General features: G+C 55.2%; 17 protein-coding genes. 10 read left to right on the top strand and 7 right to left on the bottom strand.

Features of this window, described 5'->3' with window-relative positions:
• The first annotated feature begins 74 nt into the window (after nt 1-74).
• The 6 genes from KP014_RS26445 to KP014_RS26420 all read left to right on the top strand — a co-directional run bounded on the left by KP014_RS26445 (nt 75) and on the right by KP014_RS26420 (nt 8,061).
• Nucleotides 75-737: an alpha/beta hydrolase gene (locus tag KP014_RS26445; protein ID WP_036595404.1), complete on the top strand. Its 663-nt coding sequence runs from the start codon at nt 75-77 to the stop codon at nt 735-737.
• 201 nt (nt 738-938) lie between these two features.
• Nucleotides 939-1,958, top strand: coding sequence for a thiamine pyrophosphate-dependent dehydrogenase E1 component subunit alpha (locus KP014_RS26440; RefSeq protein ID WP_051500062.1), 1,020 nt, complete (start codon nt 939-941; stop codon nt 1,956-1,958).
• Nucleotides 1,955-2,926: an alpha-ketoacid dehydrogenase subunit beta gene (locus KP014_RS26435; protein ID WP_036595402.1), complete on the top strand. Its 972-nt coding sequence runs from the start codon at nt 1,955-1,957 to the stop codon at nt 2,924-2,926. The genes KP014_RS26440 and KP014_RS26435 overlap by 4 nt, the downstream gene beginning before the upstream one ends.
• A 40-nt stretch (nt 2,927-2,966) precedes the next feature.
• On the top strand, nt 2,967-4,394 hold the full coding sequence (locus KP014_RS26430) for a dihydrolipoamide acetyltransferase family protein (RefSeq protein ID WP_090834657.1): 1,428 nt from the start codon (nt 2,967-2,969) through the stop codon (nt 4,392-4,394).
• A 14-nt stretch (nt 4,395-4,408) separates the two neighbouring features.
• Entirely contained in the window at nt 4,409-5,794 is a 1,386-nt protein-coding gene (gene lpdA, locus KP014_RS26425) for a dihydrolipoyl dehydrogenase (RefSeq protein WP_090834659.1), read from the top strand.
• Nucleotides 5,795-6,198: 404 nt separating this feature from the next.
• Nucleotides 6,199-8,061 carry a sigma-54-dependent Fis family transcriptional regulator gene (locus tag KP014_RS26420; RefSeq protein ID WP_051500554.1) on the top strand — a complete coding sequence of 621 codons (1,863 nt, stop codon included), beginning with the start codon at nt 6,199-6,201 and terminating at the stop codon, nt 8,059-8,061.
• 83 nt (nt 8,062-8,144) lie between these two features.
• Here the strand turns inward: KP014_RS26420 and KP014_RS26415 are convergent, their stop codons facing one another.
• Nucleotides 8,145-9,302 carry a M23 family metallopeptidase gene (locus KP014_RS26415; RefSeq protein ID WP_246590590.1) on the bottom strand — a complete coding sequence of 386 codons (1,158 nt, stop codon included), beginning with the start codon at nt 9,300-9,302 and terminating at the stop codon, nt 8,145-8,147.
• Nucleotides 9,303-9,589: 287 nt separating this feature from the next.
• On the opposite strand from KP014_RS26415, the gene lipA reads away from it, so the two are divergent.
• Together lipA and KP014_RS26405 are read left to right on the top strand one after the other, a co-directional pair.
• The gene (gene lipA / locus KP014_RS26410) at nt 9,590-10,495 is read left to right on the top strand and encodes a lipoyl synthase (protein ID WP_036602745.1); all 906 of its coding nucleotides are present in this window, start codon (nt 9,590-9,592) and stop codon (nt 10,493-10,495) included.
• 44 nt (nt 10,496-10,539) lie between these two features.
• Nucleotides 10,540-11,214 carry a YutD family protein gene (locus tag KP014_RS26405; protein ID WP_090834661.1) on the top strand — a complete coding sequence of 225 codons (675 nt, stop codon included), beginning with the start codon at nt 10,540-10,542 and terminating at the stop codon, nt 11,212-11,214.
• 105 nt (nt 11,215-11,319) lie between these two features.
• Here KP014_RS26405 and KP014_RS26400 read toward each other — a convergent pair whose 3' ends face one another.
• The 4 genes from KP014_RS26400 to ylbJ all read right to left on the bottom strand — a co-directional run bounded on the left by KP014_RS26400 (nt 11,320) and on the right by ylbJ (nt 16,434).
• A complete protein-coding gene (locus tag KP014_RS26400) occupies nt 11,320-12,771 on the bottom strand; it encodes a S41 family peptidase (RefSeq protein ID WP_051499668.1) in 1,452 nt (483 codons plus the stop codon).
• An 11-nt stretch (nt 12,772-12,782) separates the two neighbouring features.
• Nucleotides 12,783-13,973, bottom strand: a complete 1,191-nt coding sequence (locus KP014_RS26395) for a copper amine oxidase N-terminal domain-containing protein (RefSeq protein ID WP_090834664.1) — start codon at nt 13,971-13,973, stop codon at nt 12,783-12,785.
• A 203-nt stretch (nt 13,974-14,176) separates the two neighbouring features.
• Nucleotides 14,177-14,980: an NAD kinase gene (locus tag KP014_RS26390; protein ID WP_036597263.1), complete on the bottom strand. Its 804-nt coding sequence runs from the start codon at nt 14,978-14,980 to the stop codon at nt 14,177-14,179.
• 197 nt (nt 14,981-15,177) lie between these two features.
• The gene (ylbJ, locus tag KP014_RS26385) at nt 15,178-16,434 is read right to left on the bottom strand and encodes a sporulation integral membrane protein YlbJ (RefSeq protein WP_090834666.1); all 1,257 of its coding nucleotides are present in this window, start codon (nt 16,432-16,434) and stop codon (nt 15,178-15,180) included.
• Nucleotides 16,435-16,950: 516 nt separating this feature from the next.
• Between ylbJ and KP014_RS26380 the strand changes: the two genes are divergently transcribed.
• Both KP014_RS26380 and KP014_RS26375 read left to right on the top strand, forming a co-directional pair.
• Complete coding sequence (locus KP014_RS26380; protein ID WP_036589706.1) at nt 16,951-17,340, top strand: globin domain-containing protein; 390 nt, start codon at nt 16,951-16,953, stop codon at nt 17,338-17,340.
• A 31-nt stretch (nt 17,341-17,371) separates the two neighbouring features.
• A complete protein-coding gene (locus KP014_RS26375) occupies nt 17,372-18,088 on the top strand; it encodes a DUF2225 domain-containing protein (RefSeq protein ID WP_090834668.1) in 717 nt (238 codons plus the stop codon).
• A gap of 140 nt (nt 18,089-18,228) precedes the next feature.
• On the opposite strand, the gene KP014_RS26370 is transcribed toward KP014_RS26375, so the two are convergent.
• Together KP014_RS26370 and KP014_RS26365 are read right to left on the bottom strand one after the other, a co-directional pair.
• A complete protein-coding gene (locus tag KP014_RS26370) occupies nt 18,229-18,459 on the bottom strand; it encodes a hypothetical protein (protein WP_025695895.1) in 231 nt (76 codons plus the stop codon).
• A complete protein-coding gene (locus KP014_RS26365; RefSeq protein WP_036594730.1) occupies nt 18,456-18,638 on the bottom strand; it encodes a YycC family protein in 183 nt (60 codons plus the stop codon). Before KP014_RS26365 ends, KP014_RS26370 begins: the two co-directional genes overlap by 4 nt.
• Between the last annotated feature and the right edge of the window lie 72 nt (nt 18,639-18,710).

Genomic DNA, 18,710 nt, shown 5'->3' with positions numbered 1-18,710 from the left:
TTTGTATCTCTTTAAGCGGCAGGCTTATAATAAACTCATCGTAACACCGAACCGCCGCGAAAAGAGGAATGGTCATGGAACGCTGCTTATTCATTCACGGATTTACCGGAGGTATTTTTGAAATCGAGCCTCTGTCGGAATATTTGGAACAGCATCATTGTCTAACCCGCACGTTCACGCTGGAGGGGCACACCGGCCGAAGAGCCGATATGCTGCGGGCGAACCGGGAGGATTGGTACCGGCAGGCTGGAAAAGAGCTGGAAGAGCTTGCGGAGAACAGGTACGGGGTGCATGTGATCGGCTTCTCGATGGGTGCGTTAATCGCCTCCTTTCTGGCCGCCCGGCATAAAGCCGTGGTCAAATCGCTGACGCTGCTGGCCGCTCCGGTGTTCCCGCTGAATCCGGCCGAAATTATCAAGACGCTGGGCAGCCTCACGATGCTGAAGAACTATGTGAGCAAGTTCGGCTCGACTCCGGTCCATGCCAACCGTGAATTTGGCCGGATCGTCCGCGAGAGCTTTGACCTGTACCCGCAGATCGAGGCGCCGACCTTGATTGTGCAGGGAAAAAAGGACCATCTGGTCAAGACTAAGAGCGCAGCCTATCTGCAGCAGCATATCGGTTCTCCCGTCAAGGAAGTCCTGCTGATCGAACGCAGCGGCCATATGCTGTGCTACTGCGAGGAGAAAGACAAGGTCATGGGTGAGGTTCTTCAGTTCATCTGCGGCGCTTCCTAAATTCCCATATTTCCCGCTTCTTCCCGAAATGGGAACAATTTCGCCGAGCCTTTCCCATAATGGGAAGGGCTTTTTGGTGCTTCGCTTCATACTTCGGCCATTTCATTGCTTTCTTTCAGACATTAAATATTGGCACGGAAATTGCATCCTAATATATAAGTGAAAGGCAAATCATCAGAAGGAGGTTTCAGGAGGGGGAGCATGGCATTACATTCAGAAACGGGAGGGATTCACTTGAGCATTTCAAAAGAATTGTTGAGTGAGATGTACCGGAAAATGCTGAGAATTCGCAAGTTTGAAAAGACGGCTTCGGTGTTCTTCGCGGAAGGCAAGATTCCGGGCTTTGTGCATTTATATATCGGTGAAGAGGCCATCGCCGTCGGCACATGCGCAAACTTAAGGGACGACGACTTTATTACGAGCACCCACCGGGGGCATGGGCATATCGTCGCCAAGGGCGGCAATCTGAAGTACATGATGGCGGAATTATTCGGCAAAGAAACGGGTTACTGTAAAGGCAAAGGAGGGTCCATGCACATTGCGGACGCTGAACTGGGCATCCTTGGCGCCAACGGCATCGTCGGGGCCGGACATCTGATCGCCACGGGATCGGCCTGGAGCGCGCAGTACAGAGGCACCGACCAGGTGAGCGTATGCTTTTTTGGAGACGCTTCCACGAATCAAAGCACCTTCCATGAGGCGATGAATTTGGCCAGTCTGTGGAAGCTTCCGGTTATTTTTGTCTGCGAGAACAATCTGTACGGCATCTCCGTCAGCCAGGCGAGACACCAGAATATTAAGGATATTTCGCAGCGGGCGGTCGGGTACGGCATGCCTGCGCTCTCGGCGGACGGCAACGATGTGCTTACGGTCTATGAGAAGGTGGGTCAGGCGGTGAGCCGGGCGCGTGCGGGCGAAGGACCAACGCTGCTGGAATTTAAAACTTACAGACAGCACGGCCATTTTGAAGGCGATTCGGGTGCATACCGGCCTAAGGAGGAAGTGGAGGCCTGGCTGCAAAAGGACCCGCTTCCAAGATTCGAAAGCCATCTGCTGGAAAGCAGCATTCTGACGGAGGAGGAGCTTGAGGCGGTCCGCCGCGAGGTGGATGAGGAAATCCGGGAAGCGCTGGAGTTCGCCGACGCAAGCCCGTATCCCGCTCCGGAGTCTTCCGTGCAGGACATTTACTCAGATTTGATCGAGGAGGCGCGAATCAGATGAGAAAAATAACCTATGGCGAGGGCATCCGCGAAGCCTTGCGGGAGAAAATGCTGGAGAACAAGGACGTCGTTCTGCTGGGCGAGGATGTCGGCCCTTACGGCGGCACCTTCGGCGTCACAAAAGGGCTGTGGGAGCAGTTTGGCGAAGAGCGGGTTCGTGACACACCGATTTCGGAAGGGGTTATTGTCGGGGCTTCGGTGGGAGCGGCAGCAACGGGACTCCGGCCGGTGGCGGAGCTGATGTTCATTGATTTTCTTACCTTCGGCATGGATGGGCTGGTTAACCAAGCGGCCAAGATGAGATATATGTTCGGCGGCAAAATCTCCGTTCCGCTCGTGCTGCGGCTCCCCGCAGGCGGCGGCATCAGCGCCGGAGCGCAGCATTCCGGTTCCCTTGAGGCGTGGGTGACGCATGTGCCCGGGCTTAAGGTCGTGTACCCGTCCAATGCTGCGGACGCATGGGGTCTTATGCTGACCGCGATTGACGACGACAACCCGGTGGTCTATATCGAGAGCAAGGTGCTGTATTCGCAAAAAAGCGAAGTGCCGGATAAGGTGTCCAAGGTTCCTTTCGGCTCGGCCGCTATTGCGCGGGAAGGCGCCGATGTCTCGATCATCACCTATGGCAAACAGGTTCATGACGCGTTGAAGGCGGCGGCCGCGCTCGCCAAAGACGGCATCGAGGCCGAGGTCATAGATCTTCGGTCGCTCTATCCGCTGGATAAAGAGACGATCTTTAGGTCTGTCGCCAAGACGCACCGGGCGCTGGTCGTTACGGAGGAAGTGAAGCGCGGCGGCTATGGCGGCGAGCTGTCGGCGCTTGTATCAGAGCAGTGCTTCGATGAGCTGGACGCTCCCGTCGTCCGGATCGGCGCGCTGGATTCTCCGGTTCCATACTCCCAGGTATTGGAATCGCTGGTGCTGCCGAGTGTAGAGGATATTGTCAAAGGCGTCAAAGAGATGTTCTAAACCCTGCGGCCCATTACTTGCAAAATCATGGAGGTGCGTCATGGCTGAACTGGTCGTATTGCCCAAGCTGGGGCTGACAATGACTGAAGGAACTGTCTCCAATTGGCGGAAGGCCAAGGGAGACCGCGTCGAGCAGGGGGACATTCTGTTCGATGTGGAGACCGATAAAATATCCAATGAAATTGAAGCCAAGACCAGCGGAGTGCTTAGGGAGATTCTGGTCGAGGAAGGAACGGTGGAAGTTTTTCATCCTCTGGCGATTATTGCGGACGCGAGCGAGGATATATCCGCGCTGCTTCCGGCGGGCGCTACCGGCAAGCCGTCAGAGGGAGAGCCGACGGCTTCCGGGAATGAGGCATCCGGCCTAACCGTTTCCGGGGAGGAGGCGGAAGCTGCGGAGGAAGAAGCTGTCCAGGAAGGGCCAGCCGCGCACGGCGGCCGGATCAAGGCATCGCCGCTGGCGCGGCGAACGGCAAAAGAGCTGGGAGTGGAGCTGTCTTCTTTAAAAGGCACGGGGCCGCAGGGCCGGATAACGGACGGCGACGTGCGGCATTATGCCGAGAGCGTCCAGCACGGCTCGCCTAAGGTTAGAATTTCTCCGGCTGCGGCGAAGGAAGCGGCGGCGCTTGGCGTAAATCCCGCTGACATTCACAAGGACGGCAGAATTATGAAGGAGGATGTTCGCTCTTTTGCCGCCACGGGAGGGGCTGTCTCCGCAATCGCAGGCCAGGCTCCTGCTTCAGTATCCGGCTCCCGGTCAGCGGCTTCGGCGCGGAATGCAGATACGGAGGAGCAGGCCGTGTCACGGGTTCCGATGAGCGCCATGCGCAAGGTAATCGCCAAACGTATGCGCGAAAGCGTGGATATTTCACCAACCGTTACCTACAACATGCGGGTGGATACCACCGCGCTTGCCGCCCTTAGACGGCAGCTGAAGGATTCGCGGAAGATCACTTACACCGATCTGCTGGTCGCGATTACCGCCAAAGCGCTGCTCGAGTTCCCGCTGCTTAATTGCTCCATCGAAGGCAACGACCTCGTATTGAGAAACGCGGTTCACATTGGCGTGGCTGTCGGCCTGGATAGCGGTCTGGTCGTGCCGGTTGTCCGAAACGCCCAGCTGAAAGGCCTGGGCGAAATCTCGGATGAAGTGCGCTTCCTTGCCGAAGGCGCGAGAAATAATACGCTGACCCCGGCAGACATGACCGGCGGGACCTTTACCATAACGAACCTCGGGATGTACGGCATGGAATCCTTCTCCCCGATCATCAACCAGCCCGAAGTGGCGATTCTCGGCGTAAATACCATCGTCGATACGCCGGTTGCCGTGAACGGCGAAGTGGTTATCAAGCCGCTGATGAATCTCAGCCTGACGGCGGACCACCGTGCGGTGGATGGCGCGGATGCCGCCGGGTTTTTGCAGAGAATTAAGGCGTATGCGGAGAATCCGGCGCTGCTGCTGCTGTGAAAGGAGAATACGGGATGAAAATTGTGGTGCTGGGAGGCGGTCCGGGCGGTTACGTTGCCGCGATAAGGGCCGCCCAGTTGGGAGCGGAAGTGACACTGGTGGAGAAAAAAGCTTTGGGCGGAACTTGCCTCAATGTCGGCTGTATTCCGACCAAAGTGCTGCTGCATACATCGGAGCTGTATACGGCGCTGAAGCGCGAATCAGCCGAAATCGGTCTTGACGTTCCGCAGATTGCGGTGGACTGGAAGAAGCTGCAAAAGCGCAAGGACAAGATTGTCCGGATCAACACCGGTGGAATCGACGCGCTGCTTAAGAAGAACAAAGTGGCCAAAATTATCGGCACCGGCAGGTTTACCGGCGTGCACGAGCTGGAAGTGAGCAAGGAAGACGGCAGCACACAGACGATAGGCTTTGACCGGGCAATCGTCGCCACCGGTTCGGTGCCGTCGCGGGTGCCGATTCCCGGGACGGAGCTTTCCGCTGTTATCACAAGCGACGAGGCCCTGTCGCTGCCGGAGGTGCCGGGCAGCCTCTGCATTATCGGCGGAGGAGTAATCGGCTGCGAGTTCGCCAGTATATACAGCAGCCTCGGCTGCAAGGTTACGATTATAGAGATGCTGCCGGAGCTGATCGCCGTGATGGACCGCGACATCGTCCGTTGCCTGCGGAAAGAATTCGCTGCCGCCGGCGTGGACGTTCACACGGAAACCCGCGTTGAGCGAATTGAGCAAACGCCGAAGGGCCTGTCCATAACGGCGGTCGCGCCTTCCGGTCCGATTACCGCCACAGCGGAGAAAGTGCTGCTGTCCATTGGCCGCCGTCCGATGACGTCGGGGCTCGGGCTGGAGATTCTCGGCGTCTCTATAAAGAAAGGCGCCATCGAGGTCGACCGCAATATGCAAACGGCGGTGCCGTCCATTTACGCCATCGGCGACTGCATCGGCGGAATCATGCTGGCGCATGTCGCCTCGGCGGAAGGCATCGTTGCGGTGGAGCATATTATGGGGAAGCCGTCTCCGGTCGATTTCCGGACGGTTCCGTCCTGCGTGTATACGAGACCGGAGCTGGCTTCGGTCGGATTGACCGAAGACGACGCCCGGGAACAGGGATTGGAAGTGAAGACGGGAAGCTTCCCGCTTCAGGCCAACGCCAAATCCATGATTATGGGTGAAACGGGCGGTTTGGTCAAATATGTAACCGATGCGCGGACCGGTGAGATTCTTGGGGTTCATATCGCCGGACCAAGGGCTACGGATATAATCGCGCAAGGCGCGCTGGCAATTCGGCTGGAAGCGACGCTGGATGAAATCGAAACAACGGTGCATGCGCATCCTACCGTTTCCGAAGCTTTGCTCGAAGCGGCGCTTGCCGTGAATCACCGTGCGATCCATTCGCATTAAGCGAAGCCTCCCTTCTTCAGCCTGCGGATAAGATGAACGGACGCTGCCCGTTTCCCATATTGGGAAATTGTCATGAGAAGTTCATCTTATCCGTTATTTTGCGTGTATCAGCTTCCAGCCGGCCCCTTATAATAAAAGTATGATTGTAAGCGCATACAATGCCGATTTGCGTTCACCTGCGCGCGGTGGCCGATACGTGTTGGCAGTCGGCAACGCAGTTTCTTGAGGGCGGAAGTGAACGTTTACTGCGCGGGAAGCGGTTAAAAGCACGCAAGGACAAGGGGAGGCGCCTTATTATGATCAGTTATCCGACTACAGTGAGAAGCTGGGATGCTTTTGAAGAACATGGGGAGGTCCCAGAAGGAATACGGCCTGTTATCGCCGCTTCATGGAGGAGATGTCGGATGGCTGGGGTTAACCCGCAGCAGGGAAAAGGGGTGCAGGTATCCAAGGAGGAGCTGGCGCGGCGGATGGAAGAGAAGAGCCTGCTCATTTCCGTAGCCAAACCGATTATGAACAGCATCTATCAAGTGATCAAGGATACGGTTTACGCCATCGTTCTGACCGACCAGGATGGAGTGCTGCTCAGCACCCTGCTTAACAAAAAGATTGAGCCGGAGTGCGCGAAGGTGAATTTCTTCGAGGGGGCAAAATGGGATGAGCTCAGCGTCGGCACCAACGCCGTCGGAACCGCGCTGGCCGTCGACATGCCGATACAGGTGCTCGGGGGCGAGCATTACTGCGAATCGCATCACGCTTGGACCTGCTCAGCAGCCCCTATTCATGATAGCTCCGGGAGAGTGATCGGATGCCTGGACCTGTCAGGCAAAGCGGAGGATGTGCATCCCCACACCTTCGGCATCGCCGTGTCGGCCGTAAGCAGCATCGAAGAACAGCTTAACGTGCTGGAGACGAACCAGCTGATGAATGCCGTATTTCAATCGATGCAGGACGGACTGCTGGTCATTGATACGGAATACCGGATCAGACAGTTTAATGAACGGCTGGCCTCCATTTTTATGCTGGCGATGGAAGAGGTTCGGAGGCTGGATATTAAGGAACTGCTGCAGGATGTCGATCTGGACGGCGTGTTCCGGAACAAGCGCTGCATCAGTTATGCGGATTGCACGCTTACGGTTAATGGCAGAAAGATCGATTGCATGGCCAATATCTTACCGTACTCCTTTGGCGATCGGGTCATCGGGGCGTCGCTTACGATCCGGGAAGCCAGGCAGGTGCGCAGAGAGGTCAATCAGCTTGCCGGCTTCAAGGCGAACTACCGGTTTGAGGATATCGTAACCCATAATCCTTATATGCAGGAACAGATCGATTTTGCAAGGAAAATCGCCAGAACGAACTGCACGGTTCTGATCGAAGGAGAGAGCGGAACCGGTAAAGAACTGTTTGCCCAGTCCATTCATAACGCCAGCTCGCGCGCGGACGGGCCGTTTATCGCCATTAATTGCGCGGCGCTCCCGAGAGAATTGGTAGAAAGTGAACTGTTCGGGTATGAAAAAGGCTCCTTTACCGGCGCGCTGCGTGAAGGCAATCCCGGAAAGTTCGAGCTGGCGAATGGCGGAACCCTATTTCTGGACGAAATCGGGGAACTGCCGCTGGAGATCCAAGCCAAGCTGCTGCGGGTGCTGGATAACCACAAGGTCCGGCGGCTCGGCGGCAAGCATGAACGCACGTTGGACGTCCGGGTCATAGCGGCCACCAACCGCGATCTGCTGGAGGAAATCGCGCAGAAGACTTACCGCAGCGACTTGTATTACCGGCTGAATGTCATTAACCTCAAGCTGCTTCCGCTGAGGGAGCGTGCCGAGGATCTCGCGCCGCTTGCTCAGCTCTTCCTGCACAAGTGCAATCGGGATAATCCCGGGCCGGCCAAACGGTTTGGCCCCGCTTTTCTGGAAAGACTGCAAGACCGGCAGTGGAAAGGGAATGCGCGTGAACTGCAAAACGCGGTTCAGCGCGCCTACTATTTATGCGGCTCGGATTGTATTTCCGAATCGGATACGGTCCGGATTCAGTCCGGGCAGAAGGAGAGTACCCTCCCGGACCCGCTCCCCACGCTCGCCCATGCGTTCGAATCTGCTGATCCCCGCGCAGTCAAGAGCATGCGGCAGAGCGAAATAGAGAGCATCCGCTGCGCGTTGGCAGCAAGCGGCGGAAATGTTGTGGGGGCCGCCCGGATGTTGAATATCGGCAAGTCGACCCTGTACCGCAAACTGGCGGAATACGGCATTGGCAGAGAAGAGGCTTGACGCTAAAGCCTTCTATTTCGACGGTAATGGATGCCCTTCCAGCGAGAACGGCGCAGCCGTTTGCCTAAATATAAACGTTCTCCTCAGCGGCCCTTTTTGTTCTTACTTAGCGCCTTCCGTTCGGCATTCTCCCACTGCTTCAGCAGCGGATAAGGATCGAAGGCCCATTCTGTAAGCCCTCGGTCTTTGTAAATGCCGTAATGCAGATGCGGGGGGAATTTCCCCTGAGTGCCCGGTTTGCCGTAGCCGGAGCTGCCAGCCCAGCCGAGCTGCTGTCCGGGAATGACGATATCGCCGGCGGACAGCGATTTATCGAATCCGGACAGGTGGGCGTAATAATGGTAGCGGTTCTCGATGTCGCGGATGCCGATCCGCCAGCCGCCGTAGCGGTTCCAGCCCTTGGTCTCCACAATACCGAAGCAGGTACTCCGTACGGTTACTCCGTGCGGCGTGAACAGGTCGGTGCCTTCATGTATCCGTGCACCGCCCCAGCTTCTTCCGGTTCCCCAGGTGCTGCGGAAGGAATATGTGCTGCCGAGCGGGAGCGGAAAGGCGCTGCCCGACAAATCCAGGCGGTCGAAATGATCGTACAGCTTGGCGAATTGGGCGATGCGCTGCGAGGCGCGGCTGTTGTGGTAATACTCCCAGACGCCAATGCTGAAGTCGCTCCCGGAATTTCCGTATTTCATCAGGTGGCGGGCCATAGTGTACAGCGCGTCGAGATCATTCTCCGGATCGGCCTTGCCGTCTCCGGAACCGTCGCGGCCAATGCCATTGAAGAAGGCGATTGTAGCTGGAGAGGTATCCTCCTGGTTGGGATTCAATGGTCCGCACCACACCGGCGCCGGGACGTGAATTCCGGTGAGGCGTTCAGGCGCGCCGTTCTCGTCTTTGCTTTTTTTGGCAAGGGTTCGCTCATATTGGTCAATCGCTGCAAAACGGAACCAAGGAATGCCAGTGGCCGCGCCCATTTGATCGTATAGCGCCTGGCGGACGGTATAAACGTTTCCGGCGCTGGTAGAGCGGAGGGCGTTCCGTGAACCGGCGGCAGCACTGCCGCTTTTTGCGGCTTGCGGTTTGTCCGCCGCCTTATCTTTTTGTTGCGGGGCAGCTGTAGTCTTCGTATCCTTCGGGGCGGCAAGCCCGGCATTTGCTGCCGGATTGTCAAGGCTTCCCCACAGCAGAGCTGCCGCAGACAGAGACAGCAGTGCCCGTCTCGTATTTACGCTCCATAACGGCACAGTAATAGTTCTCCTTTCATTCCCGTATGAACTAACGCTTTACCTTAGATTGAACAAATCCGCGCATTTTATCCATGCTTAATGGGACGAAGGGGCGGAGAGGATTATCTTGTCCAGTCTACGGGCAGGCATAAGCTTCCGATTAAGAAAGCGGCGTAGTTCCGTTCTCCTTATCGATTTTGTCACTCTTCTTTCACAAAAGCAGGCATTTCCCGACGGCGCATGTTATAATGTAAGGCAGTAACTTTAAAGCTTTTCACATTCAGGCGGAAGAGGGGTTTACTACCATGACAAGAAAAGAAATTGCCAAACAACCCAAGCCGGATTGGATTCGGATTAAGCTGACGACCGGCGAGAATTATCAGGATATTAAAGGAATGATGCGTTCTAAAACTTTACATACCGTCTGCGAAGAGGCGCGCTGCCCGAACATTTACGAATGCTGGGCGAACCGTACCGCTACTTTTATGATCCTGGGGGATATTTGCACCCGCGCCTGCCGCTTCTGTGCGGTTAACACCGGGATGCCTACCGAACTGGATCTTCAGGAACCGGAACGGGTAGCAGAAGCCGCGGAAGGCATGAACCTGCGGCACTGCGTCGTAACGAGCGTGGCGCGCGACGATTTGAAGGACGGCGGTGCGAAGATTTTTGCCGAGACGGTAGCCGCGATCCGCAGACGCCTCCCGCTGTGCAGCGTGGAAGTGCTGATTCCCGATTTCCTCGGCGACCGTGACAGTCTCCAGATTGTTATGGACAGTAATCCCGACATTCTGAACCACAATATCGAGACCGTTGAGCGCATGTCCGACCGGGTGCGGGCCAAGGCGAAGTACCGCCGCTCCCTGGAGCTGCTGCGCCGGGCTAAGGAAATGAAGCCGAACATTCCGACCAAGTCCAGTATTATGCTGGGCGTTGGCGAGGAATGGGATGAGATTTTGCAGGCGATGGACGATTTGCGCGAGGTGGACTGCGATATCCTTACGCTGGGCCAATATCTGCAGCCTTCTCCGCAGCATCTGGAGGTCGTCAAATATTATCCGCCTGAGGAGTTTGCACGGCTGAAGGAAGAGGGACTGAAGCGGGGCTTCAGCCACGTTGAGGCTGGGCCGCTCGTGCGCAGCTCCTATCATGCGCATGAGCAGGTTGAATCGGCCGCGAAGACTCGCGGGGAACGCATGGCGGCCAACTGACCGCCGGCGCAACATATTTTTTGTGAAAGGCAGGCGAGTCTTGCTTGATCATTATAGGCGGCAAAAGCTACGAGCTCATGGTGAATCATAAGGAAGGCTGGAATCCGGAAAGCTTCCGTGGAAGGTACAGCGAAGTGCTTGACCGCTACGACTATATTGTCGGCGATTGGGGCTACAGCCAGCTGCGTTTGAAAGGATTTTACCGGGATAATCATCCGAAAGTGAATAGGGATACGGCAATTTGCGGATTGGTCGATTATATCAATGAATATTGCAATTTCGGTTGTGCCTATTTTGTCCTCCGCAAACTGAAGGATGCTCCCAAGGACCCGAATGCCAAAGATATTCTGATCAAGGAGCCGGGCGAGACTGCGAAGGAAGTTCACGTCAATGAGGCTGCTTTCCAGGAGACTTCCGCCAAGGAGGAAGCAATTCCGCAATTATCCTCCAGGAAGTTCCAGGCGGAATCGGCGGTTTCCCGGGAGCAGCCGGCCAAAGAGTATACTCCCAAAGAGAGACCGTTCAAGGAGCGCAACAGAGATAATCGGAACAAGGATTATCAGGGCAAAAAAAACGGATCGCGTGAGACTCAGGCGAGGGAAACTCAGGGCCGGGGGAATCAGGCGAGGGAGAACCAAAGCAGGGAACATCAGACCCGTGAAGCCAAAGCCAGGGACACTCGGCAGAAGCCGCCCCAAGGTCCTGCTGGCCAGTCGTAATGCCTTCGAAGACATTGGCTCATAATTAATAAAGGTGCCGCCGACGTTCAGCCGAACGTCGGCGGCACCTTTTATGTTTTAGGCCGGATAATGGATGATTGCCCTTTATTTTACGGTTAGCGTCAGACGATTTTGTGTCTGGTTATACTCCCAGACCAGGGACGGAAATTTCTTCTTGAAGGCATCCAGAGCGATGAAGGTTTCCCCGTTTTGGGAGAGCGCTTCTTTGGAGGAAACGGTAAAGCTGGATGCTTTGCCTGACCCGGTGGTTACAATGGCCCTCTTATTCTTGGCATCCCATGTCAGATCGCTTTCTACAAGAGCGGAGAGAACGCGGGCAGAGGCGTAGATCCTGCCGCCCTGTTTCACCAGACCAACATTGCCGGCAAAGGCGGTTCCGCTAACGTCGAGAATGTGATTGTCGCCCGCAGCCTCAATCGATTTCATGCCCGCGAGCTGAAGGGCGGTAATAATCTGCGCTGCCTCACCCTTTACCTCAAGATCCGGCAAGAGCCCGATATGGTTGAAATCGGCTTTGTTCGGAGTCAGATACCGTTCCGTAGTCAGCTTGAGCAGGCCGCCGTCCGACAGGTCCAGCAGGCTCTGAATCCGTGCTTTTCCGAAGGTTTTGGTGCCGACAACGGTGGCGAGATGATTATCATGCAGGGCCCCGGTCAGTGCTTCGGAGGCGCTGGCGGTATATTCGTTTGTTAGAATAACTACGGGCACATCCATTTTGGAGCCGTCCGTAATCGTTACTGGTGTAAGCTCGCCCGTATTGTCCGCAGTGTACATCATGATTCCCTTGTCCATGAATTGAGATGCGATGTTATAGGCGGAATCCATGTACCCGCCTCCATTGTTCCGGAGATCGAGGATCATGGATTTCATTCCGGAAGCGCGCATATTTTTCAGTACGGCCGCAAATTCTTCGTCCGAATCCTCTGTGAAGCCGTTCAGCGAAATATAGGCGATTTTCGGCCCTACGATTTTGCCGGTGACGGATGGATAATTGATCTCGCTGCGCTTTACGGTGTAAGTCTTGGCTGCGCCGCCGCGCTGGATGAGCAGCGTGACTTTGGTGCCCGCCTCTCCGCTGATCGGATCGTTCTTTATCTCGCTGATTTTCACACCGTTAATCTTCAGGATCGTATCCCCGCGTTTCAGCCCTGCGCTTTCCGCAGGCGATCCGGGCATGACCTGCTCGATATACAGCTCGTTACCCGAGAAGACCAACTGTACTCCGATACCCACATAATCCAAAGCCAACTGATTTTGAAGCTCTTTGCTCTCATCGCTGCTGAAATACTGGCTGTATGGATCGCCCAGGGAGTTCACCATACCGTCGACCGCAGCGCGGATCAGGGCATCCCTGTCAGCACCGGTCAGGCTGTAGTTCTCTACATACTGCATAACCTCATTGATCAAATCGGTTTCCGAAGAGGTCTGGCTGGCAGTCTCACTGCTGCCTTGGGCAAAAGCGGCGGGAGACAGAATCAGCGATAAAGCCAAACAACTGCCTGCGGCTGCGGCCGCTAACTTCTTGAATGTCATCATTGATACGCCCTTTACGGATTATTTGATCCGTCTTCCATTGTATCGGAGACGGTGTAGCTGTCACTGATGGTCCAGGTGCCTTCTGCTGACTTGTTCAGAATCAGAATGAGGGTCTGGTTGTGAGACGCCGATTCATTCTTATCCGTAATCTGCCGCTCGACATAGGCGGCTGCTTCATTTTCGCTGTAGTAAAAGACATTTGAAGCTGAGACGGCATAGCTCAAATTATACGACTTGAAGAAATCCTCCCAAGATTTTTTTTGCGTATCTTTATGTGCTTCGCCATGAGAAGTTAAGGTGGATAGCGTTCCGGCCACATTTTTGTCGTTCAGGTTCTGATAATGGCGTTTGAGCAATTCCTGAATGGCCGTGCTGATGCTTTGCGGCATTTCAGCGGGCTTCATGCCTTGGTCTCGCGTCAAGAGAAGGGTCGATTTCTGATTCTGTATATTCGATACCTTCCATGATCCGTTACGGACAAGGGTATAGATATACTCGTCCTGCGTGTCCGGAATATAGGCTCCTCCGATGCGGGTGGAGGTCTCTACTGTAGCCACCGTAGCTTCATTCGCCTCAAGGCTAAGGATATCGACGCTTTTGATTTCGCTCTTCAAATCGTAATTGCGGAATGAAAATTCAAGGGCGCTGATACTCAGAGCGAAGTCCGAGCCTGCCTGGGACAAAGAGGTAATCCCCGCTGTATTCTCCGAGTTAAAATAGCTCGTCAGCGTGCTCATCAGGGAGACAATGTCCGCTTTATCCCGGCTGCTGGATATGGGTCTCGTAATTTGGACGCTTCTTGAGGACGCGTTCCAGACTACGCCGCCGCCGGTGGCTTCGCCGACAAAACGCAGCGGCACATAAGCGGTTCCGCCGGACTCCACGGGAGCGGCCGGCAGCTTGCGGACCACGCTGTTGACCGCGGCGCGGCTGCTGCCGATGGTCAGCTTCAAGCTAAGCTCCGGGCTTGTGCCGGTTACTGCGCGGCTGGCGGGGTCCCAGCCTACCTTCAAGCCGAGCTTCTCGAACACGGCCCGGAATGGGACCATAACGGAGCCGTTCTGCAAATAAGGAGAGCCAGAGGAAAAGGAAAGCTGGATGCCGTCAATATAAACCTTGATCGGCGCGGGCGCGGCGAGCGCGGGGACCGCTAGAGCCAGGGACAACAACAAGACCCCCAGCATAATGAACCATTTTTTCAACAAATTTCTCTCCTTCTATATGTAACTATTTGTAAAATAGGCTCATTATACCATTCCGTTTCTCTCTCTGTCTATCAAATTAAAAGCCTGTCCCACTAGATTGATAGGGCGGTAAAGCCCATGCGGCGGCGGCCGGCGCATAGATAACGCACCGGCTGTTTGCACGAGAAGCTGAACTAGTGAAGGGATGACGGTAACTGATGCTATACCAGGAATGCGGAACGCACGCGCTTCCAGAACGGAAACGGACGGTAACGGGCGAAGCTGACCTTTTTCTCCGATACCTGGCATCTGACAGAGATCAGATCATCGATAGGGTAGTTGGTATGGTCAACGGTCAGCATCAGCCTCTGCTCTCTCCGGGAGAAAATATCACAGTGATGATGCTTGGGCAGGAGCAGCGGGGAGCCCATCGTCCGGAACACCCGATTGTTAATCGACGCGACTTCCGCAATCTGCAGCGCCTCAATCGAGGGATGAACCATCGCGCCTCCGAGACTTTTATTGTAGGCTGTGCTCCCAGAGGGGGTGGAAACACAGATGCCGTCGCCGCGGAACATCTCGAATGTCTCGTCGTTAATGTCGATCTGGAGAACCACCGTGCCCTCAACCCCTTTAAGAGTGAACTCGTTAAGGGCGATATGCGAAGTAGTCCCCGATTTCCTATGGATTTCCAGCTCAACAAGCGGGTATTTCACGATGCGCGGCTTATGCGGCCCGGGATCGCCTTTTCCGCACATATAATCGACCAGAGTGGAGAGTTCCTCGCACTTCCAGTCGGCATAGAAACCGAGATGGCCGGTATGAACGCCGACGAAGGCGAGCTCGGGAATCCGATCGATAAAGGTATGGAAGGCATGAAGCATTGTGCCGTCTCCTCCGATGGAGACTACGATTTCGGGAGACTCGGCATCGAGCTGCAGACCCCGCTCTTCAGCAAGCTTATGAAACTGTTGACTGAGATCAATGGACAGTTGATCGCCACGGTCCAGGACATAATATCTCAAGATGAATAGACTCCTTTGTTGGTTCTGTCATACACCGATCATAATCAATCTTGCTTAGGAAAACAATGTTTAACGGGGGAAAGACTGAGCCCGAAAAAAACGAATGCATCTCTTCGTCCGAGAAAGGCGGCCGTTCTTAAGGAAATTTCGGCGAAAAGCGCCTTTCCCGACGTGCGGGCATGCACGTCCCTCTACTATCAGCGCCGGAGAAGAATCCGCAGGACTCTGCCGGAGGCGGCCGCCGCAAGCGACAGCAGCAAGGTGCCGGCCAGCAGCAGGGCGAGAAGCACGAACCCGGCTGCGGGAGAGTACAGGGCGGGACCCGGCGTCCAGGGCGGAGCCAGCGCCGGCGAAGCTTCCATCATCGGCCGCCAGAGAAGCAGCGTCAGTCCGGCCGACATGAAAGCATGCAGTATACGAGCGGCGGCAAAAGGCAGATAACGGAGTCCCGTCCCGTTCCAGATGCTGGAGACCTGAGCATGCACGGACAGGCCGCCCCAGGACAGAATGAATGCGGCGGCGGCGGCTTTGAAGGGGAGTGCGGCTGACGCGCTTCCGGCCGCTTTGGCGCCGAGCGTAACCTCGAAAAAGCCGCTGGTTACCGCCTCGGTCAGCCCCGAAGGGAAACCTAAAACCGAAAGAAACCGCCCGATTACCGAGAAGAGGAAGGCCATTACTCCCGCCCGGTTCAGCAGTTCCATCAGCACAGTGAAGAATACAACGAGCCCTCCTACGACAATAATAAGCTGCAAAGAGGATTGCACCGCCCCCTTCAGCAGTTCCCCGAGCGTCCGCCCGTCCCGGCGGCGCGCTTCGGCCATGGAAGCGAGGGCGGTACGGAGACGGCCAGCTTCCGGCCGCTCCTTCTCCGGCTTGCCGGATCGAGACGTTTCACGCAGCGGGGCGGACTTCTGCCCGGCCGCGGCGTTTCGCTCTTCCCTTCGTCCGTGAAAGGACATCAGCAGTCCTACGAGCAGGCCGCTCCCGTAATGGGCCAGCGCCAGGCAGGGTCCCAACGCTGGATTATGAAAAAATCCGACCGAAACAGCGCCTAGCAGGAAGATTGGATCGGAGGAAGTCGTACAAGCTACGAGCCGTTCCCCTTCGACGCGGGTGAGCAAGCTCTGCTCCCGCAGCTTGGCCGTCAGCCGGGCTCCGACCGGATAGCCGGACACATAGCCCATCGCCAGCACGAAGCCGCCGCTGCCTGGAATGCGGAACAGCGGGCGCATCAGCGGATCGAACAGAGCGCCGAACAGGTGGACGACTCCGAAGCCGAGCATGAGTTCGGAGATGACAAAGAAAGGAAAGAGCGACGGGAACAGCACATCCCACCAGATAGCCATTCCCCGCAGGGCGGCACCAAGAGAAGCTTCGGGATAAAGCAGTACCAATAGCATACAGCCGGCGAGTCCCAAGGCCCAGAGCAAGCGGCTTAGCTTTTTTAAGGTCATTTTATACGCCTCCCGGTCTATGGTAAGATGTATGTATGTAGAGGGACAAACAGTACAAAAAAATAAGTAAGCGGTTACAATCGAGGGTGCATTTTTACTGTATTTGTGGTAATATAAAATTAATTAAAGCACCTTTCCGAAAACTTTAATATTCAGGGATGGAGTGATGATGATGAGCGTAGTTGCCGGCGTTCTCGTTTGCGCTTTTGTTTATGTCATCCGGGCCTCCCTCGTCTCTCCCGGTGATGAGGATTGGCGGACCTATTAATATGCTGCAGACGCTAAACATTGGTTTAGCGTCTTTTTTGGCTTTTTTTAGGGAATATTGAACTTTTTTTCACATTTAAGCGATAGGTACCTTTTCTTAGGACGAAGGTTTGGGGTATGGGGCTTATTTATTAGGTATATAGGAATTTTTTCTCTCGTTTTTCGCGTTAGCAAGATGCCGAACGACCCTGATTTTGGTATAATGAGTAGGTCAATACTATTAAAGTCGGCAGAAAGTTGGTTGCATCAATGAATCCGGAGAAAAGCATATTTGAAAATTTGGGAGGAGCCGAGAAGCTGCGCAAACTGGTGGAAGTGTTTTATAGTAAAGTGCAGGCGCATCCGCGGCTCGGCCCGCTGTTTCCGGCAGACATCGCCCCCGTTATGGACAAGCAATACCGCTTCCTCACTCAGTTCTTCGGCGGTCCGCAGCTGTATTCCGAGCTGTACGGTCAGCCAATGATGAGAGCGCGTCATATGCATGTGCCGATCACGGAGGAACGGTCGGAGGAGTGGCTGGGCTGCATGGGAGAAGCGCTGGAGGAAACCGGAGTAGAAGAGACGCTCCGATCGCTCATACTGCACCGGCTTGCAGGCCCGGCCCGCCATTTTGTCAACATGCCCGGAGAAAGAGATTGAAGCATGACTGACGCGAAAGGATTGAGGGCACATGACCTATTTGGAGCCCCTATACTCCATTAAAGTAACCTGTTGCAATTGTGAACGCGAATTCGTAACCTCCAGAGTGCGTCCCAGCCTTAAGAGGGCTGTTCGCCGGGATGCGGATTTTTGCTCATATTACAAGGAAGAAAATCCCGATTACTACGTCGTCCGGGTATGTCCCTTCTGCGGCTTCGCCTCCACGGAGAACTCCGCGGGCAAGCTGGCCGAATGGCAGCGGAAGGCTTTTAGTGAGCGGGTAGGCAGCCGCTGGCAGCTCCGTGATTTCGGAGGCAAGCGGAACTGGGAGGAGGCGCTGGAGACATACAAGCTGGCGCTGCTCTGCGCGCAGGCCATAGGCGACAAAGAGCGCATCGTTGCCAGCCTTCTGCATCATATCGCCTGGATGTACCGGTATCAGGGCAACACCGAGCAAGAACAGCGCTTTCTTCATTATTCGCTGGAGTCCTACATTAATGTATTTGAGCGGGACGGGGTAGCCGGAAATGATGCGCGCCTGATGTTTCTGATCGGGGAACTTAACCGGCGCATTGGCTGGTTCAATGAGGCGATTAAATGGTTCTCGCGTCTGGTCAATGACCAGAAAATTATGGATGCGGCGATGATTCGGGCGGCCCGCGAGCAGTGGGCGATTATTCGCGAACAGATGCTCGGAGAAAAAGGCGGTTCGAGTACGGGGACGGAAGGACTGAGGGGGATATTATAAGAAAGATTCCTATCGGGGTCTTTTCGAAGAAGTTGTCTAATCCCTCATTAGCGGTTGTTTTTTCTTGCGATTAAAGAATCGTTCAGCTCCGCTGAAAACTTATAAATTCTTTAATCTAAAAAAAGAGCCGGACGGTGCCTTTAACGCACCGCCCGGTCGAACAGCAGATAATCGCCGTCGCTGTCCACGACAACAGGTCTTTCGCTGCAGCAGGGGAAGACAAGCAGCTTCTTCTTGCCTTCCCGGACGCTCTGAAGTTCTTTGGGCTTCATGGGGAGCAGCACATTCTCCGCGCTGCAGAATGGGCAGGATTGGACGTACAGATCGCCCAGTATGAGTTCGTATGGCCACGTGTGGCTGAACGGAATCATGCTTCGTCCTTGCCTTCTGCACCGTCTTTCGGTTCCCCGCCATCCGTATTTTTCTTGGATAGTTCGGCTATTTTTTGCAGCAGAATATGCTGGGGCATATGCATTAAATGTTCCAGAGGCACACCCAGCTGCTTGGAGAGCGCCAAGGCCGTTTCCGGCGAAATTTGCAGTGGCCGCATCATTAATGTCCTCCTGTTCTTTAATGAATGGTATGGCGTGTTATTCACTTTACCATGGGATACGTCCGATTA

The sequence above is a fragment of the Paenibacillus sophorae genome (assembly GCF_018966525.1).
Lineage (GTDB): Bacteria > Bacillota > Bacilli > Paenibacillales > Paenibacillaceae > Paenibacillus_AQ > Paenibacillus_AQ sophorae.
The sequence above is the reverse complement of the archived record's forward strand: the minus strand, read 5'-3'. Positions and strand labels throughout refer to the sequence as shown.